This is a genomic window from Gluconobacter sp. NFX36, assembly GCF_049887835.1.
Taxonomy (GTDB): domain Bacteria; phylum Pseudomonadota; class Alphaproteobacteria; order Acetobacterales; family Acetobacteraceae; genus Gluconobacter; species Gluconobacter japonicus_A.
In genome coordinates, this window is record NZ_JAGEKJ010000009.1 from 123,576 (window position 1) to 149,048 (window position 25,473).

20 protein-coding genes and 3 tRNA genes are annotated in these 25,473 nt (G+C 57.0%); 17 read left to right on the plus strand and 6 right to left on the minus strand.

Annotated features, from left to right (window positions below; all coding sequences use genetic code 11):
- Positions 1 to 128 precede the first annotated feature (128 nt).
- From J4P41_RS10895 to J4P41_RS10910, 4 genes are read left to right on the plus strand one after another with little or no spacing between them, the layout of a single operon-like run.
- Positions 129 to 923, plus strand: a complete 795-nt coding sequence (locus J4P41_RS10895) for a DeoR/GlpR family DNA-binding transcription regulator (protein ID WP_010503601.1) — start codon at positions 129 to 131, stop codon at positions 921 to 923.
- Entirely contained in the window at positions 910 to 1,293 is a 384-nt protein-coding gene (hpxZ, locus tag J4P41_RS10900; RefSeq protein WP_061930454.1) for an oxalurate catabolism protein HpxZ, read from the plus strand. The genes J4P41_RS10895 and hpxZ overlap by 14 nt, the downstream gene beginning before the upstream one ends.
- Positions 1,294 to 1,323: 30 nt before the next feature.
- Positions 1,324 to 1,503: a DUF4089 domain-containing protein gene (locus J4P41_RS10905; protein ID WP_426067148.1), complete on the plus strand. Its 180-nt coding sequence runs from the start codon at positions 1,324 to 1,326 to the stop codon at positions 1,501 to 1,503.
- The gene (locus tag J4P41_RS10910; RefSeq protein ID WP_426067150.1) at positions 1,500 to 2,834 is read left to right on the plus strand and encodes an AtzE family amidohydrolase; all 1,335 of its coding nucleotides are present in this window, start codon (positions 1,500 to 1,502) and stop codon (positions 2,832 to 2,834) included. Before J4P41_RS10905 ends, J4P41_RS10910 begins: the two co-directional genes overlap by 4 nt.
- Before the next feature lie 44 nt (positions 2,835 to 2,878).
- On the opposite strand, the gene J4P41_RS10915 is transcribed toward J4P41_RS10910, so the two are convergent.
- Complete coding sequence (locus J4P41_RS10915) at positions 2,879 to 4,444, minus strand: gamma-glutamyltransferase family protein (protein WP_426067164.1); 1,566 nt, start codon at positions 4,442 to 4,444, stop codon at positions 2,879 to 2,881.
- Positions 4,445 to 4,482: 38 nt separating this feature from the next.
- Complete coding sequence (locus J4P41_RS10920; RefSeq protein ID WP_061930656.1) at positions 4,483 to 5,364, minus strand: LysR family transcriptional regulator; 882 nt, start codon at positions 5,362 to 5,364, stop codon at positions 4,483 to 4,485.
- 101 nt (positions 5,365 to 5,465) lie between these two features.
- Here J4P41_RS10920 and J4P41_RS10925 point away from each other — a divergent pair, with 101 nt between their 5' ends.
- Together J4P41_RS10925 and J4P41_RS10930 are read left to right on the plus strand one after the other, a co-directional pair.
- Positions 5,466 to 6,701 carry an allantoate amidohydrolase gene (locus J4P41_RS10925; protein ID WP_426067151.1) on the plus strand — a complete coding sequence of 412 codons (1,236 nt, stop codon included), beginning with the start codon at positions 5,466 to 5,468 and terminating at the stop codon, positions 6,699 to 6,701.
- Positions 6,698 to 7,924 carry a pyridoxal-phosphate-dependent aminotransferase family protein gene (locus tag J4P41_RS10930; RefSeq protein ID WP_426067152.1) on the plus strand — a complete coding sequence of 409 codons (1,227 nt, stop codon included), beginning with the start codon at positions 6,698 to 6,700 and terminating at the stop codon, positions 7,922 to 7,924. Before J4P41_RS10925 ends, J4P41_RS10930 begins: the two co-directional genes overlap by 4 nt.
- Positions 7,925 to 7,930: 6 nt before the next feature.
- Here the strand turns inward: J4P41_RS10930 and J4P41_RS10935 are convergent, their stop codons facing one another.
- On the minus strand, positions 7,931 to 8,119 hold the full coding sequence (locus tag J4P41_RS10935; RefSeq protein ID WP_010503592.1) for a hypothetical protein: 189 nt from the start codon (positions 8,117 to 8,119) through the stop codon (positions 7,931 to 7,933).
- A 175-nt stretch (positions 8,120 to 8,294) separates the two neighbouring features.
- On the opposite strand from J4P41_RS10935, the gene J4P41_RS10940 reads away from it, so the two are divergent.
- From J4P41_RS10940 to J4P41_RS10955, 4 genes are all read left to right on the plus strand, one after another.
- A tRNA-Thr gene (locus J4P41_RS10940) sits at positions 8,295 to 8,370 on the plus strand.
- Positions 8,371 to 8,580: 210 nt separating this feature from the next.
- On the plus strand, positions 8,581 to 10,059 hold the full coding sequence (locus tag J4P41_RS10945; RefSeq protein WP_010503591.1) for a paraquat-inducible protein A: 1,479 nt from the start codon (positions 8,581 to 8,583) through the stop codon (positions 10,057 to 10,059).
- Positions 10,056 to 11,726, plus strand: coding sequence for an intermembrane transport protein PqiB (locus J4P41_RS10950; RefSeq protein WP_426067153.1), 1,671 nt, complete (start codon positions 10,056 to 10,058; stop codon positions 11,724 to 11,726). The genes J4P41_RS10945 and J4P41_RS10950 overlap by 4 nt, the downstream gene beginning before the upstream one ends.
- Before the next feature lie 3 nt (positions 11,727 to 11,729).
- Entirely contained in the window at positions 11,730 to 12,344 is a 615-nt protein-coding gene (locus J4P41_RS10955; protein ID WP_062017751.1) for a PqiC family protein, read from the plus strand.
- Positions 12,345 to 12,424: 80 nt separating this feature from the next.
- Here the strand turns inward: J4P41_RS10955 and nusG are convergent, their stop codons facing one another.
- From nusG to J4P41_RS10970, 3 genes are all read right to left on the minus strand, one after another.
- A complete protein-coding gene (nusG, locus tag J4P41_RS10960) occupies positions 12,425 to 12,955 on the minus strand; it encodes a transcription termination/antitermination protein NusG (RefSeq protein WP_010503588.1) in 531 nt (176 codons plus the stop codon).
- A 9-nt stretch (positions 12,956 to 12,964) separates the two neighbouring features.
- Positions 12,965 to 13,219 (minus strand): preprotein translocase subunit SecE, encoded by a 255-nt coding sequence (gene secE / locus J4P41_RS10965; RefSeq protein WP_010503587.1) that lies wholly within the window; start codon positions 13,217 to 13,219, stop codon positions 12,965 to 12,967.
- A gap of 62 nt (positions 13,220 to 13,281) precedes the next feature.
- A tRNA-Trp gene (locus J4P41_RS10970) sits at positions 13,282 to 13,358 on the minus strand.
- Between the two features lie 170 nt (positions 13,359 to 13,528).
- Between J4P41_RS10970 and J4P41_RS10975 the strand changes: the two genes are divergently transcribed.
- The 7 genes from J4P41_RS10975 (at position 13,529) to J4P41_RS11005 (ending at position 25,323) form a co-directional block, all read left to right on the plus strand.
- Positions 13,529 to 13,602: transfer RNA gene (locus tag J4P41_RS10975), tRNA-Gly, on the plus strand.
- Between the two features lie 685 nt (positions 13,603 to 14,287).
- Positions 14,288 to 14,860 (plus strand): ATP synthase F1 subunit delta, encoded by a 573-nt coding sequence (gene atpH, locus J4P41_RS10980; protein ID WP_034880916.1) that lies wholly within the window; start codon positions 14,288 to 14,290, stop codon positions 14,858 to 14,860.
- The gene (atpA, locus tag J4P41_RS10985; protein WP_010503583.1) at positions 14,860 to 16,395 is read left to right on the plus strand and encodes a F0F1 ATP synthase subunit alpha; all 1,536 of its coding nucleotides are present in this window, start codon (positions 14,860 to 14,862) and stop codon (positions 16,393 to 16,395) included. The genes atpH and atpA overlap by 1 nt, the downstream gene beginning before the upstream one ends.
- A 9-nt stretch (positions 16,396 to 16,404) precedes the next feature.
- Positions 16,405 to 17,295 (plus strand): F0F1 ATP synthase subunit gamma, encoded by an 891-nt coding sequence (locus J4P41_RS10990; RefSeq protein WP_010503581.1) that lies wholly within the window; start codon positions 16,405 to 16,407, stop codon positions 17,293 to 17,295.
- 21 nt (positions 17,296 to 17,316) lie between these two features.
- Positions 17,317 to 18,780: a F0F1 ATP synthase subunit beta gene (gene atpD / locus J4P41_RS10995; protein ID WP_426067156.1), complete on the plus strand. Its 1,464-nt coding sequence runs from the start codon at positions 17,317 to 17,319 to the stop codon at positions 18,778 to 18,780.
- A 5-nt stretch (positions 18,781 to 18,785) separates the two neighbouring features.
- The gene (atpC, locus tag J4P41_RS11000) at positions 18,786 to 19,202 is read left to right on the plus strand and encodes an ATP synthase F1 subunit epsilon (protein WP_010503577.1); all 417 of its coding nucleotides are present in this window, start codon (positions 18,786 to 18,788) and stop codon (positions 19,200 to 19,202) included.
- Positions 19,203 to 19,326: 124 nt separating this feature from the next.
- Positions 19,327 to 25,323: a DUF3320 domain-containing protein gene (locus J4P41_RS11005; RefSeq protein ID WP_426067157.1), complete on the plus strand. Its 5,997-nt coding sequence runs from the start codon at positions 19,327 to 19,329 to the stop codon at positions 25,321 to 25,323.
- Positions 25,324 to 25,473 lie beyond the last annotated feature (150 nt).

A 25,473-nucleotide genomic window follows, 5' to 3' on the forward strand; every position in this document is an offset into this window, starting at 1 on the left:
CGCAACGCGGTCATGTCAAGTCATCTTTATGATCGAAATGTTCCAATTTCGATCATTTCATGCGTGCTTCCCAAAAAGCCTGAGCGTGACTAGAGTGGTTGCGTCATGGCCCACAGGGGAGAGCGACCTTGGCTTCCGACCGTCTGACGCAGATCCGTCACTATCTTTATCTGAACGGCATGACTGGCGTTCACGAACTGGCTGAGCAGGTCGATGCATCGCTTGCAACGATCAGGCGTGATCTCCAGCGACTGGAAGAGCAGGGTATTGTCATCCGGACACATGGTGGGGCGTCCCTCGCCGAATCCGTTGATCGTGAAGTGGCGTTTGAAACCCGCGAAAATCAGGCTCTGGATCATAAGCGCGCTATTGCGGATGAGGCATTCTCCTGCCTGAAGCGCGGTTCGGCGGTCTTTTTTGATGCCGGAACGACTGTGCTGCAGCTCGCCCGGCGTCTGCGGATCGACCCGATGCCCCTGACGGTTTTCTCCAATAACATCACGGTATCAGAAGCCCTGAGCGGGGTTGAAGGCGTTGAGATGATCCTTCTGGGTGGTCGTCTGCGTCATGCCAACCGTAGTCTTGTGGGAATTTTGGCGGAGCAGGCCATCGAAAATCTTTGGTTCGATCAGGTATTTCTGGGTGCCAGTGCCGTACAACCTGACGATACGATTTCGACTCCGGATGGCGAGGAAGCAAGCCTGAACGCTGCCATGATGCGGCGTACGGAAGAGTGCTTCCTTCTCGTAGACAGCATGAAGTTCGGGCGTCGGTCCACTTACAAGGTAGGGCATCTGGATCAGGTGTCCTGTGTCTTTACGGATACGGAACTGGACCCAGGACAGATTCAGACGTTGCGGGAACGCGGGCACAAGCTTGTTCTCGCCGGGCATGCAGAAGGAAACAGCGATGACACTGAATGATCCGCGGATTGTAGCGGAAGTTGAGCCTCTGGCTGATCTTTATGAAAAGGCGCTCGGAGAAAACGATCTTCAGACGCTGGATGATCTCTTTTACGCTGGACCAGAGACAGTGCGTTACGGCGTTGGCGAAAATCTGTACGGCATTGAGGAAATTCGTGAGTTCCGAAAGAAGCGGCCCGGCGGTTCGCCTCCACGGGATGTTCTGCGGCGTGTGATTACAACGATTGGTCAAGATGCGGCTGTCGTGGATCTGGAGTTCCAGCGAAAGGGCGGCACGAAAATTGGGCGTCAGAGTCAGACATGGTTTCGTACACAGAACGGCTGGAAAATTCTCGCTGCCCATGTTTCCCTGATGGCAGACATATCCTGAAATTGCCCCTGAAGGAGCGAAATTGGCGCCATGAGCCTGTCAGAAGATACCGAAATCAAGGTCCTTGCCGCCGCTAACGGGCTTGCGATTCCTACCGAATTCCATGAGGGCGTGCGTATGAACCTCGACCTTTTACGGTCTTACGCGACGCTGATTGAAGGCATGGACTTGTCCGACCGGCTTGAGCCAGCTTTCGAGTACGAGCCATGAGCGGTCTGCAGTTCCGGACGCTGGATATTGCTGCAAAGGTTCGTGGTGGCGACATCTCTGCAACTGAAGTCACTCAAGCCGTATTTGCGGATATTGTCCAGCGCGATGATCTTCTGAACTGCGTCACCCGGCCGTTGACGGATCGTGCCATGGCAGCGGCTGCTGCGGTGGATGCTGCTGTTGCGGAAGGTCGTGATCCGGGTGCTCTGGCAGGTGTGCCGTTCGGGATCAAGGATCTGTTCGATGTGGCCGGTCAGGTGACAACGGCTGGATCGAAAGTTCTAGCCAATGATCCGCCTGCTACGCGGGATGCTGCGCTTGTCACGCGCCTGATTGATGCGGGCGCCATTCCTGTCGCGCTGACGAATATGGACGAGTTCGCCTACGGGTTTGCAACGGACAACGCTCATCATGGTGTCACGCGGAATCCGCACGCGCCGCATCATCTGGCGGGTGGATCTTCGGGTGGGTCCGCCGCTGGCGTGGCGGCGCGTCTGTTCTCTCTGGGGCTGGGATCCGACACGAACGGGTCCATTCGTGTTCCGGCTTCGCTGTGCGGAATCTGGGGACTCCGTGCGACACAGGGGCGGCTCCCTGTCGAAGGGAGTTATCCGTTTGTCGCCAGCCTCGACACTGTTGGCCCGTTTGCCGACAGTGCGGGTGGTCTGCGTGCCTGTTTCGAAGCGCTGGTTCAGACCGAAAACGCTCCTGTTGATGTCGGGGCGCTGAAAGTGGCTCGTCTGGGTGGATGGTTCGCAGAGAACATGTCTGTCCCGATGGCAGATGCTGTGGACGCATTGGGCGAGCGTCTGGGAGCCACACGAACAGTCGAACTGCCGGAAGTGGCCCGTGCGCGGGCGTCGGCATTCGTCATCAGTGCATCGGAAGGTGCGGCTCTTCATCTGCATCGGTTGCGCACCCAGGCACAGGATTACGATCCAGCCGTTCGCGATCGCCTTCTGGCCGGTGCGCTTTTGCCCGCATCCCTGATTTTTCAGGCCCATCGCCTGCGGAACTGGTTCCGTGCCCGGATGCATGAGGCCTTTGCGGATGCGGATATCCTGCTGGCTCCAGCTGTTGTGGGTGAAGCGCCGCGTTTCGATCAGCCCTTGATTGAGGTGGGCGGCAAGATGGTTTCGGCACGCGCGAACCTTGGGCTTTATACCCAACCGCTTACACTGGCGGGTTTCCCGGTTCTGACGGTCCCTATGAAGACAGCGGGCCTTCCATTGGGGGCACAACTTATTGCGCGCCCTGGCCGGGAAGATCGGCTGCTGGCTCTGGGCGAGTCTCTGGAACGCGACGGCAGCGCCGTTGCCCGGCTGGTCTGAGGATTAAAAAGAGAGTCGTCATTGAGGCGGCTCTCCTGCCAATTTTACCAGGCTGCGACAGCCCCATCACTTCTCGGGTCTGTCGCCCCTTCAAAACGTCCATTGCTGTGGCGAACGATCGCACCCGCATGTCCCATGACAGAGGACAGAGCGGGAAGTTCTTCAATGATGTGGCCAGCCTTGTGGAGCGCCTGTACGACCTCCGGCGCAAAACCCGGCTCCACTTTCAGGGACGTGCTTTCTTCGCCCCATGTCCGGCCCAGCAGCCAGCGCGGACGGCAAATGGCCTCCTGCAATGGCACCCCATAGCGTGCATATCGGCTGAAAATGGCAGCCTGCGTCTGTGGCTGTCCTTCCCCACCCATTGTTCCGTAAACCATTGTGCGTCCGTCTTTCAGGCGAGCAGCGGCAGGATTCAGGGTATGGAATGGTTTGGAACCCGGAAGCAGGCAGTTCCAGCCTGAGGGTTTGAGACGGAAAGATGAACCGCGGTTCTGCCAGAACAGACCACTTTGGGGCAGCATCACACCAGAACCGAACTCAAAATACAGACTTTGGATCATGCTGACTGCGACGCCGTTGCTGTCAATCGCGCCCATCCACGTCGTATCGCCCCACTGGGTTTCTTCGGTCCAGGGGAAGGCCTTGGTCATCGAAATACGGGCAGCCATGTCATCCAAGGCGTTCTGATCTGCCAGAAGAGCGCGAATGTCGGCTTCAGCGGTAGAGCGTCCGTCAATCTCGCGGTTGCGATACCGGAAGGCCTGTTTGGTGGCCTCGATCAACCCATGCAGATGTTCAAAGGTTTCCGGTCCGTCATGATGGGGGAGGCGGTCTTCCAGGGCCAGAATTAACAGCGACGCTGCGCCCTGTGTGGGAGGCGCCATATTATAAAGCGTGCCCAAAGAAGTCTGGACTTCCAGAGGGGCTTTGACTTCGGCCTGATGAGTCAGAAAGTCGTCCAGACGGAGAGGGCTGCCTGCGACTTCAAGATCGGCGGCCATCCCCTTTGCCAGATCGCCTTCATAGAAGCTCCTTAGGCCATGCTGCACAAGGCTGCGAAGCGTTGCGGCAAGGAAAGGAGATGTCTGAATGCTTCCTTCTACCCATGGGGTATCCCCCGGAAGGCAGGTGGCGCGGAAGGTTGGATCACCAGACAGTTCAGCCTGTTTTGACTTGAGAAGACCCGCTTCACTCTCGGAAACCACGCGTCCTGTGCTGGCATAATGAATGGCATCGCGCAGAAGCCGCTCAAGAGGCAGATTGGGCTGATGTCCTGCGCTCTCCTTCAGTGCGGCTTCCCAGCCAGAGACCGTCCCCGCAACCGTATTTGCTGCCAGACCACCACGCCAGGGAATGATGCTGTGTCCAGCCTGTGCATAAAGATCAAGCGTTGCGTTGCGCGCGAGGCGACCACACGCATCAATCGCGATCGTTTTTCCATTGGGATATGAAATTACCCAGAACCCATCCCCGCCGAGACCAGTCATGTGCGGATAGACAGCGGCCAGGGCCGCGGCAGTTGCGACCACAGCCTCAATGGCCGTACCGCCATCTTTTAGAACATCAAGGCCTGCCTGACTGGCCAGATGGTGAGGAGATGTCACCATCCCGCGTAGAGAATTGGGTGTCTGCATGGGAAATACCGTCACGAGAGAGGGATGGGACGAAGGCGTGAAATGTGGTCACACAGCGTTCGAATTAGGAGGTCTTCCGGCCCTTGTGCTGTTTGATGACGCGTCGCGGCGATAAAATCGACGTCTGGAATAGGGGGTAGACTGTCAGGCTGGTAGACGGAGAGGCCCTCGGTTCCGCTAAGGAAGCTGGGTTGGGCTGTGACGCCATAGCCAGCGCGAACCGCAGCAAGAATGGCGCTGAGATTGCTGCTGGTGAAAGCAATATGCCAAGATTGCCCAGCACGATTGAGAGCCTCAATGGCAAGACGCCTCGTGACGCTGCCTTCAGGAAAGGTCACGAGGGGGAGGGATGCGCCTTTTTCCGGCAGGGTCTCTTCCGGTCCAAACCATCTCAATTCTTCCGTCCAAAGCTTCTGGCCATGCGTTTCAGAAGATCGACGCATCCCACAAAGCAGATCGATTTCGTCGTTTTCCAACAGGCGCGTCAACGACGCGCTGAGGCCAACGGTCATGGTGATCTGAAGGGACGGATGAGCGGCACGGAACGTTCCCAGGATTTCGGGAAATCGCGTCAGGAGCAGGTCTTCCGTGACGCCCAGACGAATCGTGCCGCGTGGGATTCCCTTCCGAAAATAGGCAAACAGGTTGCTTTCAACCTGCAACAGTCTCTGGCCCAGCGATACAAGGGCCATCCCGTCGTCCGTGAGCCTTACAGCCTTCGTACTGCGAGCAAGTAGGCGCGTTCCAAGCTGCTCCTCAAGCCGGCTGACATGCTGGCTGATGGTGGACTGGCTGAAACCAAGCGTCTGGGCCGCAGACGTGAAATGCAGGGTTTCTGCGACAGCCAGAAATGAACGCAGATGCATGGGATCAAGATACGTCTGATCTTTCATGCGAATATGTGAGGATAGTTTTATCACGCAGTCAACTTGATCTGATTCCGTTATGAGCGCACAGTTCCTGCAAGACATGATTTCCTTCCGGCGGAGACAGAATGACAGTTCACGGAGCCCGCGCCGTTCAACGGTGTCGTACCCTTGTTGAACCCCCTTTCAGCGAGATGGCGGATCAGCTTTTCCGTTACTGGCTCGGAACATCCTATCGACATACGCTCGCCCAGGTCCAGATTTGGATGGAAGAAGCGGGAATGTCTGTCCGGACGGACGCCGTTGGCAATCTGATCGGCCGATATGAAGGAACAGATCCGGCTTCACCGGCGCTTGTGATCGGCTCTCATCTGGATACCGTGCGCAATGGTGGAGCCTTTGATGGCAATCTGGGCGTGATGCTTGGAATTGAACTGGTCTCTGCACTGCATGACAATAATGAGCGCCTGTTGTTTCCCATCGAAGTCATTGGCTTTGGGGATGAGGAAGGCTCCCGCTTTCCAATCCCCATGATCTGCTCCCGCACGGTGACAGGATCGATCACGTCAGCCCCGCAAGGGGTGACGGATGCGCATGGCATGACTGTTTCAGAGGCTATGATTGCATACGGTCTCGATCCGGCAAGGTTGAAAGAGGCTGCGCGTCGCCCGGAAGAGATTCTGGCGTTCATTGAACCTCATATCGAACAGGGACCATGCCTCGAAGCGGCTGACAGGCCCTTGGGCGTTGTAACGGCGATTGCTGCACAGACGCGCCAGCGTGTGGTCGTCAAAGGACAGGCTGATCATGCCGGGACGACGCCCATGCTTCTGCGCCGGGACGCTCTGGCCGGGGCTGCCGAAATGATTTTGGCGGTTGAGAAGCGCGGTGCTGCAGGAACAGGAAATCAGATGGCGACTGTCGGGCAGATGGATATTGCTCCCAACACGTCCAATGTCATTCCTGGCGATGTGTGGTTCTCGCTGGATATGCGTGCAGCTTCCGATGATGTGCGGAACAGTCTCGTGCAAGAGATCCATGCCGATATCCGGCAGATTGCCGAACGCCGTGGACTGGACGTTTCATTTACCGCACCGCAGGAGCTCGCGGCTTCAGCTTGCTCTCCAGAAATTATGGGCCAGTTTGCCAGCGCCATTGAAAAAGTAACCGGGCAACCCGCTCCTCAACTTCTGAGTGGTGCAGGACATGACAGCATGGTCATGATGGGATTTTGCCCGATGGGTATGCTGTTCATTCGCAGTCCGGGTGGGTTGAGCCACCATCCGGATGAAACGGTGCTTGTGGAGGATGTCGAACTCGCCCACCGCGCCCTGCTTGCTTTCGTCAAGGAATTCCAGTCATGAGCCTGACTTACTCCCAGATTGATCCTCCCTCCCGCCTGCTGATGGGTGCCGGACCAGCCAACGTTCATCCGCGTATCCTGCGAGCCATGGCAACGGATGTGATCGGGCAAATGGACCCGGAAATGACAGCATATATGGACGAAACCATGGCGCTGTATCGGGAAGTGTTCCAGACGAAGAACCACTGGACGTTGTTGGTGAATGGTTCGGCCCGTTCCGCAATTGAGGCAGCTCTGGTGTCGCTGGTTTCGCCGGGCATGAAAGTTGTGATTCCGCGGATTGGCCGGTTCGGTCTGTTACTGACGGAGATCGTTCATCGCTGTGGCGGTATTCCCTGCACGATTGATGTTGAATGGGGGCAGGTTGTCGATCCAGCCGTGGTTGAAGCGGCGATCATTGAACACCAGCCGGGACTGGTCGCGGCAGTGCACGGTGATACGTCCACAACGACAGCCCAGCCGCTCGAGGAAATTGGCGCCATCTGCCGTCGCCATAACGTACTGTTCTACGTGGATGCGACGGCAACACTGGGCGGCATGGAGTTCAAGACGGACGCGTGGAACATCGATGTCGCCACGGCTGGATTGCAGAAATGCCTTGGTGGGCCGCCGGGTTCCGCGCCCATCACGCTCTCTGACCGTGCCGTGGACGCTATTTTACGTCGTCGCCACGATGAGGCCGGGATTGCGACAGGTCAGCCACAGGGCGATGGACCGGTCATCCAGTCGAACTATTTCGATCTGGCGATGCTGATGAATTACTGGTCTCCGGCCCGGATGAACCATCACACCGAAGCGACCTCCATGCTCTATGCCTCCCGTGAGGCAGCCCGGATTGTGGTCGAGGAAGGTGTGCAGGCGCGGGTTGAGCGTCATACCCGTGCCGGGCGCGCCATGGTGGCCGGTCTGCGGGCGATGGGCCTGCGTGTTTATGGTGACGATGCAACGCGCATGGCAAATGTGACAGGTGTGTGGGTGCCAGAGGGGGTAGACAATGCGCGCGTCCGGGAACTGATGCGCAAGGATTTCGAGATTGAGATCGTATCCTCCTTTGGTCCGCTGACAGGCAAGATCTGGCGGATCGGTGCCATGGGCGTGAATGCGCAGAAGCACAAGGTGCTGCTCACGCTCGCTGCCTTCGAGGCGGTGCTCGCGCGTGAGGGCGTCAGCCTGCCGCGTGGTGCTGGTGTCGATGCCGCGCGTGCGGCATGGGACGCAGCCTGAGGGGCATTATGTCTTAGGGTGGTTCTTCCGACCCGAACCACTTTTCTTGCCGCCACCGCTTTCCTTGTTGACGGTGGCCCAAGCGCGGCGTTCGGCTTCTTTCTCCGAAACGCCGCGTTCTTCATAGCTTTCTTCGATATGCTGAGCCTGCCGTTTCTGCTTGTCCGTATAGGCCGACTTATCTCCGCGTGGCATGAGGATACCTCCTGAAAGCGCGTTGCCGTTTCAGGTGTACGCAGGTGAGCCGGGCCAGTTTCCCCAACTCTGCGGCAAAGCAGCCCCGTTTTCACGAAATGTGAGTATTTTTTCCCTTTTCAGGGCTTGCAAAGAAAAAAATCGTCCGCTAGAACGCGCCTACCTCGATGGTAGCGCCGGTGTAGCTCAGCTGGTAGAGCACGTCATTCGTAATGATGGGGTCGGGAGTTCGAATCTCTTCTCCGGCACCATCGAGGTCTTCCTCAAAAATTCAGCCTCAGTCTAGCAGTGCCAAGTGCTGCAATAGCTGAATTTTGTCATATTATTTCAAAAATAATCCTTCCGCAGCGTGCAAATCGTACGAAATGGTCCTACCTTGATCTTCGCATCCTGATGCGTAAGCCATGATGTTGCGTGCTGCACTGTCCTCTGATGGCTCCATGCGCTAGGGTAGGAGCGTCATGACTGACCGTTTTCACAAGCGCCTCTGGCAAAATGCCGTCAACCTCTCCCGGACGTCCCAGAAGCCTCACGACTCTCTTCACGTTGTAGAGGGACTGCATGAGTGTTCGGTCTGCGGCCTGTTTCAGCGTGTTCCAAAGCTAAAACCCGGATTTCTGGCGGAATGTCAGCGGTGCGGATCACAGATTGTCCGTCGGCGAAAAACATCCGTCATCGGGGCTCCTGCGGCGTTCTGTGTCGCATCTGCTGCCTTATATGTGGCTTTGTTGATCAGTCCGCTCATGACCCTGAATGTTTATGGGCGGGAAAACACCGTCGCCCTGATGTCCGGCCCGATAGAGCTGAGCTACCAAGGGTATAATACCATGAGCCTCCTCGTGGGGCTTACAACACTGGCTATGCCCGGTGTTGTGATTGTTCTAATGGCGGCTGTTCTTTACGGCGCTTCGCGGCCTCATATGCCGGATTGGACCCCTAGACTTCTGACCTGGTACGACCGTCTGCGGGGCTGGTCGATGGTGGAAGTGTATGTTCTGGGTGTGCTCGTCGCTTATACCAAGCTGGTTGACCTTGCTCTCGTAGATTTACAGCCGGGCGTTTATCTTCTTGGTGGCCTAATGCTGACCATGGCGGCGATGGACTCCACTTTTGACGATGAGCTGATCTGGAACAACCGGGATTTGCGCAAAAGGGTAGATGGTCATCGCGGCAAGGTGCTGAATGTTGCGCAACTCGATGCGCATAAAGACCCGTTGCCTCCGGTCGAACACATGCTTTCCTGTCATGCCTGTGGGTTGGTCGTAGCCTTCGATCATGCGGTTCCGCAGGAAGCGGATATGGGGGACTGCCCTCGCTGTGACCAGATCCTTCGTCGCAGGAAACGCCAGAGTTTGGCTTCTGCGAGCTGCTTTCTGGTTGCAGGTATTATCTTTTATATTCCGGCAAACATGCTGCCCGTCATGACTTATACGAAAGTGGGGCACGGTGCGCCGAGTACGATTATCAGTGGTGTGATTGAACTCTGGCAGGCGGGAATGATCCCGCTTTCGCTGCTGGTGCTGTTTGCCAGCATTACCGTACCGGTTCTGAAGATTCTGGCGCTGAGTTTCATGATTATCAGTACCAAGCTTAGATCTCGTTGGCAGCTTCCGCTGCTTGGGAAACTGTATCGTCTGGTGGATATCATTGGCCGATGGTCGATGATCGACGTGTTCATGATTTCCATTCTCTGCGCTGTGGTGCATTTCGCTTTTCTGGCTAATGTCACAGCCGATCCCGGCATGATCTGTTTTGCACTTGTGGTCATTCTCACAATTTTTGCGGTTGAACTGTTTGATCCGCGGAGCATGTGGGATGCGGCCGGGCTGAATCAGTCTGTGCCCGAGGATGCTGCTGGGCAGATTCGTCCGGATGCACCGATTCCTGATGGGCCTGCCCCGTCTTCCGATACCCTTCATATGGAGTCTGAACGCGCGTGAGCGATTCCCGAAATGATCGCGGGCAGCAGCCGGCATTGCCGGAGGAAGCTCCGGTGCGTCGTACCCGCTTTTCTCTGATCCTGCTGATTCCCGTGCTGGCAATTCTCATCTCCGGATGGCTTGCCTGGAAGCATTTTGCGACGCGCGGTCCGGAAATCACAATCACCTTCGATACGGCTGACGGGCTGACGCCAGGTCAGACGCAGGTGAAGAATAAAGCTGTGACTTTGGGGACGGTTCAGGAAATTACCCTGAGCAAAGACATGCAGCATGTGAACGTCAAAGTTCAGATGAACGCTAACAGCGCTCATATCCTGACAGACAACACACGGTTCTGGGTTGTTCGTCCCCGGATCAACGGAGCGAGCATCACAGGTCTGGATACGTTGATTTCCGGTGCCTACATCGCCATTGATCCTGGAACGCCCAATGGGCATTACCAAACTGAATTCAGGGGGCTTGAGTCGGTTCCTGGAGTACGTTCGGATCAGCCGGGAACGACATTCTGGCTGGTGTCACCTGCTCTCGGCTCGCTAGGGCAGGGGGCTCCAGTCTTCTTCCGTGATGTTCCTGTGGGCGAAGTTCTTGGCTACACGATGCCTCCCGGCGGGGAGGGGCCCATCGTCATACAGGTTTTCGTCAAAGCGCCTTATGACCATTACCTGCGGACAGACAGTCGGTTCTGGAATGTGTCGGGTATTCAGGTTGGGCTCGGTGCCGGTGGTCTGAAGGTGCAGATGCAGTCCATTCAGGCGCTGTTCTCTGGTGGTGTTGCCTTCGGGTTGCCTGATCGTCGTCGGGAGCTTGCCGCGCCTGTTGCGCCAGCCAATTCCGTTTTCAAGCTGTATACGAGTCAGGAAGACGCAGACAGCGCGCGTTATCATCAGCGCCTGCGTGTCGCCACTTACATCGATACGTCTGTAAAGGGGCTTGCAGCCGGTAGCCAAGTCAGCATGTTCGGGTTGCAGGTGGGAACGGTGACGGCCGTCAAGCTGCAGATTCCTTCGCCGCAGGATAAGCCGCGCGTTCGGGTGGAAATGCAGATCGAACCCGAGCGTATGATGCCGGAATGGAAAGAGAGCCAACTCGCACAGGCCAAAGAATATCTTGCGGCTTTTGTGGCTAATGGCATGCGAGCATCGGTGCAGAGTGCCAGCTTCCTGACGGGAGAGTCCATGATTGGGCTCCAGTTCGTCAAGAATGCCCCTCCTCTGGCACTGACCTACGAAGGCGATGTTGCAATCATGCCGAGCCAGCCAGGCGGGGTTGATGGCATTATGGATTCCGTCTCGACGATTACGGACAAGATTGCTGCCATGCCGCTCACCCAGATCGGGGAGCACGTCAATGGCCTGATTGCTCATGCTGACGGGCGGCTGAACAGTCGCGAAGTGACGCAGTCTCTCGTAGCGCTCCGCAATTCTCTTCAGCATCTGGATACGCTAACCAAGAATGCCAACCAGCACCTACCGGAGCTTCTGGCATCTCTGCAGGGGACGATGAATAACGCCCAGTCTCTTCTTGGAGCCTATGGTGGCGATACGGACTTTCATCGCAGCCTTCAGGGGATGATCACCCAGATGACACAGATGGCTCGGTCCCTGCGTCTTCTGACAGATTATCTGGACCACCATCCTTCCGCACTTATTACCGGCCGCAGGAACTGACCCATGGCACAGTTTTCGTCTTCTTCTACTCGTTTGCTGTTTGCAGGGTGCATGCTGGGTCTGATGGGTGGCTTGTCTGCCTGTAGCAGTGATCCAAAGCTTTATACCCTGGCCCCGCTGCCGGGAGCCTCCCAGATGGGAGGCCCGACAGTTGTTGAAGTTCGGACACCCGTGGTTGCGATGCGTCTGGATCGCGATACGATTGTCAGGGCAAACCAGGATTATCAGACCAAGCTGGCATCGGGGGATAGCTGGAGCGAGGCTCTGCCGAATATGATCGCTCACACTTTGACGACCGATCTGGCTCAGCGTCTGCCGGGGACGACCGTGTTTGCTCAGGACGATGCGGTGACGACAACGCCGTCAGCTTATGTCGAAGTGACGGTTCGTAATTTTGAAGCGGATGCGGCAGGGCATGCTCTGATCATGGGGATGCTGTCAGTGCATCCTGCTGGAAAGATGATTGGCCCGGTTCTCACCCAACCCTTCGTCTGGAAGTCTTCTGAGACGGTGGACAAAGACACGGTGAAGCTGACTGCCGCTTTGAGTCAGGGACTGTCCGTGTTGGCAGACCAGATTGCGGCTCAAGTAAGAGCGCTGCCAGCGCCTGTGAAGTGAGACTTTCGTATATCATCCAATAAAAAAGGCTCCCGGGTGGGAGCCTTTTTTTGTGCAGTGCAAACTACAATGGTGGAAGCCTAGAGCTTTTCGACCTGATTGTAGTCCAGATCCACCGGAGTCGAACGACCGAAGATGGAAACGCTGACCTTGAGACGCTGGCGCTCTTCGTCGACTTCCTCGATCATGCCGGTGAAGGACGTGAAAGGGCCATCGGCCACACGGATCTGTTCGCCGATCTCGAAGGTCAGAGCAGAACGCGGACGCTCCACACCTTCCTGAGCCTGCTTCATGATCCGGTCTGCTTCTGCAGAAGTAATAGGCGTCGGACGGTTGCGGGTTCCGAGGAAGCCTGTGACCTTAGGAGTGTCCTTGACGAGATGCCAGGCATCGTCCGTCAGTTCCATCTTTACGAGAACGTAGCCCGGAAAGAACTTGCGCTCGGCATTGACCTTACGGCCACGGCGCATCTCGGTCACGTCTTCAGAAGGAACAAGAATCTGTTCGAAGTGGTCGGACAGGCCTTTCTGTGCAGCCTGTTCCTGAATGTGGCTCGCGATCTTTTTCTCGAAGCCGGAATAGACATGCACAACGTACCAACGCTTTGCCATGGTGCGGACCTAGCCTCCAACGCCAAAAAGTTCGCGGACGCCCAGGCCGATAACCTGATCCACGATGAAGAAGAAGATGCAGGTCACAGTGACCATGGCCAGCACCGCACCCGTCGTGATGAGGGTGTTGCGACGTGTAGGCCAGGTAACCCGTTTTGCCTCATTGCGCACGTCTTTGAGGTACGTGCCCAGATTGAAGCCGGATCCGTTTTTGTGAGGCGCCGTCTTCCGCGACTCGTCTTTCGGGGTAGTGACCGACACCATCGTCCTCGAATCAAATGAAAATCCGCATCCCGGTGCCGGAAAAGCCATCCGGGAAAACGGGGTGGCAGGGGCGGAGGGTCTCGAACCCACAACCTTCGGTTTTGGAGACCGACGCTCTAGCCAATTGAGCTACGCCCCTATCATCGTGCGTGATCATTTACATGATACGCCAACGACAGTGGGCGGAAAAGATAATGTTCGGAGATGAAAGTCAAGGGCCTGAAGTGAAAATGGTATCATATTTTCATTTCCGACATTCCCCTCTTGCGGACACATCGAAAACTGGAGTATGACACCGGCGACCTAAGGGCGGGCGTAGCATAGTGGTAATGCAGTAGCCTTCCAAGCTTCTGAGGAGGGTTCGATTCCCTTCGCCCGCTCCATTAAGGTCCATCTCCTGACAATTTGTTTGATTCCTGCCGCGTAGCCAAGGCGGTGCGTGGCTGTGTAAGTTGCCTGACAAGTAGGACTAATTCTTATTTCCGGTTGCGTGGCCATGAGGCTTTGAGAAAGCCGGTGACGCCCAGGTCGTGTCTTGCACGCATCTCCAAAACAATTCTTGGGTCAAGTGAAGTTCCATGTGGCGATGCCAGCCTTTGACTTGGACGATCCCATCCGCGTCGTCACACTTGCGGAACCGAAGTATCCGTTCGGGTAATATTCTGTCCGCTGAGGGGAAGAGGGCTCCTCGTGGAGACTGGAAAATTGCAGTGCATAAAATACATCGCACCATCAGTATTGGTTAGCGAGCTTGGCGGGGTCGGTGCGTGGCTGTGGTAAGTGCCATATGGAAAATTGATATGGCCAATGGTGCTTGTACGACCCAAAACGGCAGGCAGAACCCGAAAAATGCAAACATGTGTAGTTCAGGGATCGGTTTGCGGGCTCCTCTCGGTTGCGCTTGATCGTGATCGCGTGCTAGAGGCGGCGCCAAGTGGAGGACCGGGTTTCAGACGAATCCTGTGCAGGGTCGTGTGTGCCTGATCCTATTACGGATTTGGAAGCAAGGGACCGGATAAGCCGGTTCCGGCCGCATCCTGCGGCGGAAAAGTGAGACGGAACACGCGTGTGACGGTGACACAGGTGCCGCAGATGGGACCCACAGGGGGCTTGGCTCAACGCTATGCCCGGGCGCTTTATGATTATGCCTCGGAACAGGGAGCACTCTCTGACGTCCTGGCTCAGGTTCAGGGGCTTCGCGATGCGATTTCCCAGAGTGCTGATCTGCGGACATTCCTTGCAGATTCCCGCCTTGATGCGCACCGCTCCAGCGAGGTCGCTGGCGCCCTGACTGAAAAGCTCGGTTTTGGGGATGCTGTCCGTCGTTTTGTAGGCGTCATTGCCGCAAACCGTCGCCTTGCTGATCTCGCTGCCATCCTAGATGGCGTGCTGGCTCTTGATGCCAGCCTTCGTGGCGAGACCGTTGCAGAAATCCGTTCCGCACAACCTCTTACAGACATGCAGCGTAGCCAGCTTCAGGCCCGTCTGGCCGAAGCCGGCTACAGCCGCGTGTCCATGATCGAACGTACGGATGCTTCCTTGATCGGTGGCATGACGGTACGTGTCGGTTCTACACTGTTTGATACTTCGATCGCCGGGCGCCTGACCCGCCTGCAGAACGCCATGAAGGGAGCCGCGTGATGGATATCCGTCCCGCTGAGATTTCGGACATCCTCAAGCAGCAGATCGCGTCTTTCGACAAGGTCGAGACCGTTTCCGAGACGGGCACGGTCCTGTCGATTGGTGACGGCATTGCTCGCGTGTACGGCCTGACGAATGTCATGGCTGGCGAAATGGTCGAGTTCGAAGGAACTGGCCTCAAGGGCATGGCTCTGAACCTCGAAGCCGACAATGTTGGCGTCGTGATTTTCGGTGACGGCGACGAAATCCGCGAAGGTGACACGGTTCTTCGTACGAAGGCTGTGGTCGAAGTCCCGGTTGGCAAGGGCCTTCTTGGCCGCGTTGTCGATGGTCTTGGTAACCCGATCGATGGTCGTGGTCCGCTGGTGGACGTGGAATACCGTCGCGCCGAGGTCAAGGCTCCGGGCATCATGCCGCGTCAGTCGGTCAGCGAGCCGATGCAGACGGGTATCAAGGCTATTGACGCCCTGGTTCCGATCGGGCGTGGCCAGCGTGAGCTGATCATTGGTGACCGTCAGACCGGCAAGACCGCAATTCTGGTGGACACGATTGTCGCCCAGAAGCCGGTTAATGCTGAAGGTGACCCGAAGAAGTCCCTGTACTGCATCTATGTTGCAGTCGGTCAGAAGCGTTCCACGGTTGCAAACCTGGTCCGTACGCTGACGGAACAGGGCGCAATGGAATACTCCATCGTTGTGGCCGCTACGGCTTCTGACGCTGCCCCGATGCAGTATCTGGCACCGTACACCGCCTGCACCATGGGCGAGTACTTCCGCGACAACGGCATGCATGCTCTGGCCTGCTACGATGACCTGTCCAAGCAGGCTGTCGCTTATCGCCAGATGTCCCTGCTTCTGCGTCGTCCGCCGGCACGTGAAGCGTTCCCGGGTGACGTGTTCTATCTGCACTCGCGTCTGCTCGAGCGTGCTGCCAAGATGTCCGACGCCAATGGCGGTGGCTCTCTGACGGCTCTGCCGGTCATCGAGACGCAGGCTGGCGATACGGCTGCATACATCCCGACGAACGTGATCTCCATCACAGACGGTCAGATCTTCCTTGAGACGGATCTGTTCTACAAGGGTATCCGTCCGGCTGTGAACGTCGGTGGTTCCGTGTCCCGTGTTGGTTCTGCCGCCCAGATCAAGGCGATGAAGCAGGTCGCTGGCAAGATCAAGCTGGAGCTGGCTCAGTATCGTGAAATGGCTGCGTTCTCGCAGTTTGCTTCCGATCTCGATGCCGCAACCCGCAAGCAGCTTGAGCGTGGTGCACGTCTGGTTGAGCTCCTGAAGCAGCCTGAGACGTCTCCGCTGCCAGTTGAAGAGCAGGTTGTGGTTCTGTTCGCCGGAACACGCGGATATGTCGATCCGGTTGCTGTGGATAAGGTTGTGGCTTACGAAGCTGCCCTGCTGACAGAAATGCGTGGCGCTGGCGCCTCCATCCTGACGGCTATCCGCAACGATCGCCAGATCAAGCCGGAGACGGAAGGCAAGCTCAAGGAGCTGCTGGAAGCTTTCGGTAAGCGCTTTGCAGCCTGAGGATAGTCCATGCCCTCGCTGAAGGAACTGCGCGGTCGGATCACAGGCGTCAAATCGACGCGCAAGATCACGAACGCCATGAAAATGGTCGCAGCTTCAAAGCTGCGACGCGCCCAGTCCCAGGCTGAGGCGGCTCGTCCCTATGCTGAGGCCATGGGCCGCATGATGGCGGAACTGGCAGCGGCAAGCCGTGGGTCAGATGCGTCCAGCCTGCCGAAGCTTCTGGGCGGAACCGGTAAGGATCAGGTTCATCTTGTGGTGATCCTGACGTCTGATCGTGGTCTGGCCGGTGGCTTCAACGCCAATATCGTCCGGAGTGCGCGTCAGCTGATCCGCACCTTGCAGGACGAAGGTCGGACTGTTCGTCTCCTGCCGGTTGGTCGCAAAGGTGCGGATATTCTTGCGAAGGAATATCCGGATCTGGTTGTCGAGCGTGTGGCTGGTACGGAAGGGCGTGATGTCGGCTTCGACAAGGCTGAGTATGTGGGCAAGAAAATTGTCTCCATGCTTGAGGCTGGCGAAATCGATCGCTGCACGTTGATCTACAACCGCTTTGTCAATGCGATGTCGCAGATTGCCATCCAGCTTCCGCTGGTGCCGCTGTCTGTTGCGGAAAATGACAACGTGGACACGTCTGCGGATGCAGCCCAATACGAATTCGAGCCCGATGAGGCTACGCTGCTGGCCAACCTCCTGCCACGCAATCTCCAGGTGCAGATTTTCTCTGCCCTTCTGGAAAGCGCAGCAGGTGAGCAGGGTGCACGGATGACTGCCATGGACAATGCGAGCCGGAACGCCAGCAAGGCGATCGACCGTCTGTCCCAGAAGTACAACCGTACACGCCAGGCCAACATTACCAACGAACTGATCGAGATCATCTCCGGCGCAGAAGCCGTTTGAGATCACGCAGGAGACGAACCGATGTCTGAGACTCTTAACCCTTCTGCCCCGGCTGCAAACAATGTCGTCGGTCGTGTCACGCAGGTGCGTGGCCCGGTTGTCGATGTGCAGTTCGAAGGCACACTCCCGCATATCCTGAACGCTCTTCATGTTCAGAACGGCGATCAAACGCTTGTTCTGGAAGTCGCGCAGGAAATCGGTGAGCGCCAGGTTCGCTGCATTGCCATGGACACGACGGACGGCCTGAGCCGTGGCGCCGAAGTTCGTGACACGGGCACGCAGATCATGGTTCCGGTTGGCCCGGCTACCCTCGGCCGTATCCTGAACGTCATTGGTGAAGCCATTGACGAGCGTGGCCCGATTGTTAGCGACAAGTATTTCCCGATCCATCGTAAGGCCCCGGCTTTCGAAGATCAGGCTGCTGCTTCCGAAATTCTCGTTACCGGCATCAAGGTCGTTGACCTTCTCTGCCCGTACCTGAAGGGTGGTAAGATCGGTCTGTTCGGCGGTGCTGGCGTTGGAAAGACGGTTATCATCCAGGAACTCATCAACAATATCGCGAAGGCACACGGTGGCGTGTCCGTGTTCGCTGGTGTGGGTGAGCGTACCCGTGAAGGTAACGACCTGTATTTCGAAATGCAGGACGCCGGCGTTATCAAGATCGGTGAAGACGGTTCCACGGAAGGCTCCAAGGTTGCGCTGGTCTATGGCCAGATGAACGAGCCGCCGGGAGCACGTGCCCGCGTTGCCCTGACGGGTCTGTCGCTTGCAGAATACTTCCGTGACGAAGAAGGTCAGGACGTTCTGTTCTTCGTGGACAACATCTTCCGTTTCACCCAGGCTGGCTCTGAAGTGTCCGCCCTGCTGGGCCGTATTCCTTCCGCCGTGGGCTATCAGCCGACGCTGGCAACGGAAATGGGCGCCCTTCAGGAGCGCATCACGTCCACAAAGAAGGGCTCCATCACGTCCGTTCAGGCCGTGTATGTCCCTGCTGACGATCTGACCGATCCGGCACCTGCTGCGACCTTTGCTCACCTTGATGCCACGACGGTTCTGAACCGTTCGATCGCAGAAATGGGCATCTATCCGGCTGTTGACCCGCTGGACTCCACGTCCCGCTCGCTTGACCCGAAGATCGTCGGTCAGGAACACTACGACATCGCTCGTAAGGTTCAGCAGACGCTCCAGACCTACAAGGGTCTGCAGGACATCATCGCGATCCTGGGCATGGATGAGCTGTCTGAAGAAGACAAGAAGATCGTTGGCCGCGCACGTCGCATCCAGCGCTTCCTGTCCCAGCCGTTCCATGTGGCAGAAGTCTTCACGGGTGCACCTGGCAAGCTGGTTGCTCTGGAAGACACGATCCGTTCCTTCAAGGCTGTTGTGAACGGTGAGTACGATCACCTGCCAGAAGGCGCGTTCTACATGGTTGGCGACATCGACGAGGCCATCGCCAAGGCCGAAAAGCTGAAGCAGGAGGCCTGATCCTGATGCCCCTACGCATCGAGATCGTCAGCCCGGAAAAGCGCCTTGTTGACCGTCAGGTCGACATGGCGGTGGTCCCGGGCATGGAGGGCGATATTGCAGCCATGCCGGACCGTGCACCGCTGATGCTTCAGCTGCGTGGTGGCGTTGTGGCCCTGTATGAAGGCGACAAGATCGTCGACCGTTATTTCGTGGGCGGCGGTTTCGCAGATATGGGCGCAGAGCACTGCACCATTCTGGCTGATTCCGCTCAGCTCATGAGCGAACTGTCGGCTGATGAAGCGCGTGACCGTCTGCGCGATCTGGAGACCACATGGGCCCAGATTGAGCCGAACGATGTTGATACGCATGACCGCCTCAGCCGTGAAATCCAGAGCGTTCGCGCAGAACTGGAAGCAGCTGGAGGGGATGCTTCGGTCTAAAGCCGATTTCATCATCTTTGAATAACAGAAAAACCCGCCCGGTCAGTTTGACTGGGCGGGTTTTTCTTTGTCTGGCACCTTCCTGTATGCTCCTCCGAACTTTACCGAGTGATGGTGGCGCGTAATGACGGACTCCTCTCCTGAGACTGCAATCCTGACTGAAGATCTGGCTCCTGCCTCTCCGCAGTCGATTGAAAGCGTGACGGAAGAGGCCTCTGCGCCAGAGACAGAAGAAACACCGAAGCTGCCTGCCGACCCCTCTCTTGAACTGAATGCGGTTCTTCGAGAGAGCGTCAGTAGTGCCCTTTGGGAAAACAGTGTTCCGGTTTTGCTGGAGCTTTCTCTTCGTAATCTCTCAGATCGTGAGTTCAGGGATCTCGAAATTACCTTGGATTGTCAGCCGAGTGTGCTGCGTCCCACATGCTGGCGGGTACAGTCTCTAGGGGCCGGACAGTTTCAGACGATAGATCGTCTGGATGTTGAACTTGATGGCGCGTTTCTTGCGTCTCTCAGTGAGGCGGCACGGGCAGAAGTCAGGTTGAGCGTTTCTGAAATCCAGCCAGATGGATCGCCGAAAGAACTTCTGGACCGTGTTTTTCCCCTGACGGTGCGTTGCCGGAGCGAATGGGGCGGCTTGCAGGGGCTTCCGGATCTTCTGGCGGCCTTTGTTCTTCCCAATGACCCTGCTGTGGCGAAAATTCTTCGCGCGGCCTCTGCTCTTTTGCAGGATGCAGGTCAGTCACCGTCACTTGAAGGGTATCAGGGCGGTCGCAAACGCGCCTGGGAACAGGCACAGGCCATCTGGTGTGCGGTTGCTGCGCTGAAGATTACCTATGTCAGCCCCCCGGCGTCTTTTGTAGAAGATGGGCAACGGGTTCGCCTGCCGACCCAGATTGTCGAGGAGTGTCTGGCCACCTGTCTGGATACGGCGCTTCTTTTTGCGGCCTGTCTGGAGGCTATCGGGCTGAGGCCATTGCTTGTCATGCTCAAGGGGCATGCCTTTACGGGCTTCTGGCTGTCTCGCGAGCAGTCGGGCACGTCTGTTTTGCAGGACTTGCCCGGCCTACGAAATCGTGTGGCCCTTGATGATGTCTGTGTTTTTGAGACGACCTTTGTGACCGCCGCGGCCTGTCCGACGTTTTCCAAAGCCTGTGAGAATGGGTTGGCCCAGCTTCAGGACGGGGAAGAGCCCTCAAAATTCGAAGACGTTATTGATATCCATCGCGCACGTTTGCGTCGCATTCGTCCGCTTTCACAGATTGTAGTGGCAGCAGAGATACCTGAAGCAGACCAGGCCGAAGGAAATGTTGCCCCGCTGTTGCAGGTAGCTCCGGATCTTCGTGAAGAACTGGGAGATCATGACGAGGAAGATACGCCCCAGAGTCGGCTGGAACGCTGGTGCAAGCGGCTTCTGGATATTTCGGGCCGTAGCCGGCTTCTGAATCTTCCTCGCTCTGAGAAACAGATTATCGAAATCTGCTGTGCGGACCCGGGGAAACTTGAAGATCGCCTTGCAGAAATGCGGGGAGGTGAGCGCAAGCCTGCTCTCAGGCTCCGTGCACGGCCAGAACTGATGGATGGGGCGGACCCCAGAAGCGCGAGCATCCATCAGAACCGTCACCATGATGATCAGCATCGTACGATAGCGGCAGAAGCGTTGGAGCATGGCGAACTTCTGGTGGCGCGTGAGGAGGCCGGACTTCAGCCTGCCCTGACTGAGATTTATCGTAAGGCGAAAGCTGCCGAGCAGGAGGGAGGCGCGAATACGCTCTTCCTAACCTTGGGTGAATTGGTGTGGGAGCCACGCGGGAAAGACCGCAAGGCTCGGGCGCCACTGATTCTTGTACCGGTCATTCTGGAGCGCAGCAGCGTAAACGCGCCTTTCCGCTTGCGGGCGCATACGGATGAAAGTCGGGTCAACGGCAGCCTTCTGGAAGTTCTGCGGCAGGATTTTGCCATGCGGTTTCCAGAGCTTGAAGGCGATCTGCCTCACGATGAAGCCGGTCTGGATGTGAGGCGGATCTTCGATATTTTCCGGGCCAAGATCCGCCAGCTTCCGCAGTGGGAAGTTGAGGAGCGTGTTTGCCTGACGACGCTGTCGTTCGCAAAATTCCTGATGTGGAAGGATCTGCAGGAACGTCAGGAAGCATTACGGATCAATCCGGTGGCCAGCCGACTTCTGGATGGCGTGTCGGAAACAGATGACGTTGGATCTGCCTTTCCGAAAGCGATGTTCGATGAGGCATTGCCGCTTGATGATGTGCTTGATGACGCAGATCTTCTGTGCCCGCTTGAAGCGGACTCTTCCCAGCTAATGGCTGTGGCCCGAGCGGCTGCGGGTGAGAATTTTGTTCTGATCGGGCCGCCGGGAACGGGCAAAAGCCAGACGATTGCCAACATCATTGCGGACACGCTGGGACGCGGAAAAACGGTTCTTTTCGTTGCGGAAAAACGCACGGCGCTTGAGGTCGTGCGCAATCGTTTGCGGTCTGTGGGACTGGGTGAGTTCTGTCTGGATCTGTTCTCGCCTCAAGCAGGACGCGGAGCTGTCCTGGAGCAATTCCAGCAGGTGCAGTCCGTGCGGGAGGAGTTTTCGACGGCTGAATGGACGTCTGCTCAAAGTCGCCTCATGGCAGTGCGGCGCGATCTGAATGCTTATGTGCATGATCTTCATCGCAGATGGAAAAATGGCTGGACGCCTTATCGTGCGATCGGTGTTGTGCTGGAGGCGGACAGAAATGGAACCTATTTGCTGGCTCTCAAATGGGCGGGTCCGGAGGTTCACGCTGAGGAAGACTGGGAACGCCTGAAGAGCGTTACGAGCCTTCTTTCGAGTCTGTATCTTCGGTTTGGAAGAGAGGCGCTGTCACCACGCCTTTCAGGGATCGAGCAGGAAGACTGGACGTCCCGTTGGCAGGACCAACTGCTTCAGCAGGCGCAGAAACTGAAATTGCAGGCGGAAAGTCTTTCCAAGGTCGCAAGAGAGCTTTGTCACGCTCTGGGCCTCGCGGAGGACGCTCTTTCATGGGCATTTTTGCAGCGCCTTGAACGCCTGTGTCAGCTAATCCGCCGACCTGAAGCTACTGTGGGCGCTTGGGCACTCTCGGACGATGCAGCGGAAAATGTAAAACCTGTCCTTGCCGAACAGAGCCGTGTCGCTCGACATCGCAGTCTGGTGCAGGAGCTTTCCGTCCATTGGGAACAAGCCAAAACGCTCCCACTGGCTGAACTCCAGTGCGCCTGGAAAGACTCCGAAGAAAAATGGCTTTTGTCCCGCCGTAGTGCTCAGAAAGCGGTTCGCCGACAGTTGGAGGGCAGTGCAAAAGGGGCATTGCCGGAAGATCTGGGGGACGAACTTAGCCGCTTGGTTGAACTGTCCGCGCTGGAGCAGTCTCTGACAGCGGCATTGCATCGCGAACATGTGGGTCCATTGTGGCAGGGGCTTTCCACAGATTTCGCCAGGATCGAAGCGACGCTGGCTTGGGGGACGGAAATGCGGGTGGCCTTGGCCAGTTGTGTTCCGGATGTCTCGGGGCTTTTGTCCGTACGGCGTCATCTCCGTGAACTTCTGACAGAAGGGCGAGACCTGCTGGCCGAGAGCGGCCCAGTCGGGCAAAAAATATCGGCGTTCCAGCAGGCTTTCTCGGAAGCTGGCGCGGACATGCAAACACTGAACGAGTTGGCGGGTAGTGATGTTCTGGCCATTGAACCTGATGGTGCGGATTGGTTGAGCCGTCTGGAGCAGCGACTTTCCGGTTGGATTGAACAGGGGCGCGGTCTACGAGACTGGTGTGCCTGGCGTAAAGCCTGCCATGAGGCGGAGCATCTGGGTCTGGCTCCGCTGGTGGATGCGTTGCTTGCAGAGCGCGTGGCTGCGGAAAGTCTTCAGGCTGTTCTGGAAGCAGCATACGCTCGATGGTGGCTGGCGGCGGCCGTTGATGAGCAACCGAGACTGCGGGGTTTTGTCGCTGCTGCTCACGAGGAGCAGATTGGGCAATTCCGGGCGTGGGATAAAGATGCTGCGGGACTGGCCAAACGTCTGATCCGCGCACGTTTGTGTGGCAGTCTTCCCGGCGAAGAGACGCGGCGGCAGGATGCGCAGTATGTGATGATCCATCGTGAGGCGCAGAAAAAAGCGCGTCATATGCCCATTCGTCAGTTGGCTTCCGTGGCGCCGCGGGCGGTTCGCGCGCTGACACCCTGTTTCATGATGAGTCCTCTTTCTGTGGCGCAGTATCTGCCGCCAGACAGTGAACCTTTTGATCTCGTCATCTTCGATGAGGCTTCCCAGATCCCGACATGGGATGCCATTGGTGCCATCGGTCGTGGGCGACAGGTCATTGTCGTCGGGGATCCAAAGCAACTTCCACCGACCAGCTTCTTCGCTCGAAGTGAGAACGAGGAAGAAGATGGCGAGCTTTGCGACATGGAGTCGATTCTCGATGAATGTCGTGCGGCTGGTGTGCCGGAGATCAGCCTGAAATGGCATTACCGCAGCCGACATGAGAGCCTGATCGCATTCTCGAACAGTCAGTATTACGGCGGGGATCTGATTACCTTTCCGTCAATCGTGACGAAGGATCAGGCTGTCTCGTTCCGGTTTGTGGAGGACGGCAACTATCAGCGTGGTGGAAGCCGAACTAACCCGGCTGAAGCGCGTGCGGTGGCGAATGCTGTCGTGGCGCATCTGAAGAGTGACGGTGCAAAATCCATTGGTGTTGTGACGTTCAATGGAGAGCAGCAGACCCTCATCACGGATCTTCTTGAGAAGGCCCAGAGGGAAGATTCGTCTCTTGTCCCGTTCTTCAGCGAAGAGTGTGCAGAGCCAGTCCTGATCCGGAATCTGGAGAATGTGCAGGGAGAAGAACGGGACATCATGTTCTTCTCCCTGACATACGCCCCTGAACTAAAGGGTGCGCCGTATGTGTCCTTCGGGCCGCTGAACCGGACAGGGGGTGAACGACGCCTGAATGTGGCTGTCACGAGAGCGCGGGAAAAGCTGGTCGTGTTCGGGTCGCTTCGGGCCGAGCAGATCGACTCTTCCAGAAGCTCTGCCGAAGGCGTGCTGCATCTCCGCAAATTCCTGACATTTGCCGAACATGGTGCAGGTGCTTTGACGGGTCTTCATCAGGGATCGGTGGGAGAGGCGGATAGTCGTTTCGAACTGGAAGTCGCAGCTTTGTTGAGGCAGCGCGGATGGGACGTCCGTCCGCAGATTGGTGTTTCCCGGTTCCGGATTGATCTGGGTGTTGTGGACCCGGACATGCCGGGATGTTTCCTGGCCGGTGTTGAATGCGATGGCGCGACCTATCACCGGAGCGCCACTGCGAGGGATCGCGATAGATTGCGGCAGGCCGTTCTGGAAACTTTGGGATGGGTGATCCTGAGAGTCTGGTCCACGGACTGGTGGTTGAATGCATCCAGGGAAGTCGAAAGACTGGATCAGGCCTTGAAGCAGAGGCTTGAGGCCATCAGGGCAGAGCGTGCGCCCATAATTGAAGAATGTCAGTTGTCCGAAGCTACGGAGCCGCAGTTGGCAGAGGGCGTGCCTGAAGAACCGGTCCTTTATGCGGGCTTTGCGTTGGATGTTCCGCAGGCGGCGGACGTTAAGGCTGAGAGTGAGACAGACGGGGAGATTTGTGCGGTCGCTGATGGAAGCCGCTTTGGAGATGAGGATTATCTGCCAACGCTCCAAAATCTGATTCGTCAGACGGTCCAACGGTCAGGCGTTGTTCATGAAATAGCTCTGATCCAGCAGATTGCCAGACTTCATGGGTTTGCTCGGGCCGGTCGCCAGATTCGAGAGCGAGTGCTTGCGGTCGTTCCGGCCACATTGGGGCGTACAGAGGAAGAAGTTGGGACGTTCTTCTGGGAAACGAAGGAAGCGCCTTATGGCCTTGCTATATTCCGTCGTCCGGCTGCGGGAGAAAGCATCGATCCAGCTCAACTGCCGCTTCAAATGCTGAAAGCACTGGCTGATGAGTTCCGTGCCAAGGGATTGGATGAAGAGAACGCCCTTGGGGAAATGAGAAAAGCCTGTGGTCTGGGGCGTATGGGCCCTGCAACGAGACTGCGCTTTCAGGAAGCGTGGCAGCTTGCTGGGGCGAATAAGGAACTTTGAGAAAAAAGAGACGTCAGAATGCATTTTCTGGCGTTTTTTTAGTTTTTTTAGTTTTGGATTGTGAATGGAAAGTGTGTGTAAGGTTTGAATGTGTAGGGAAACTGTGGCTTTGTGGTGTGGATAACTCGTTTATGATGATTGTTTGACAGT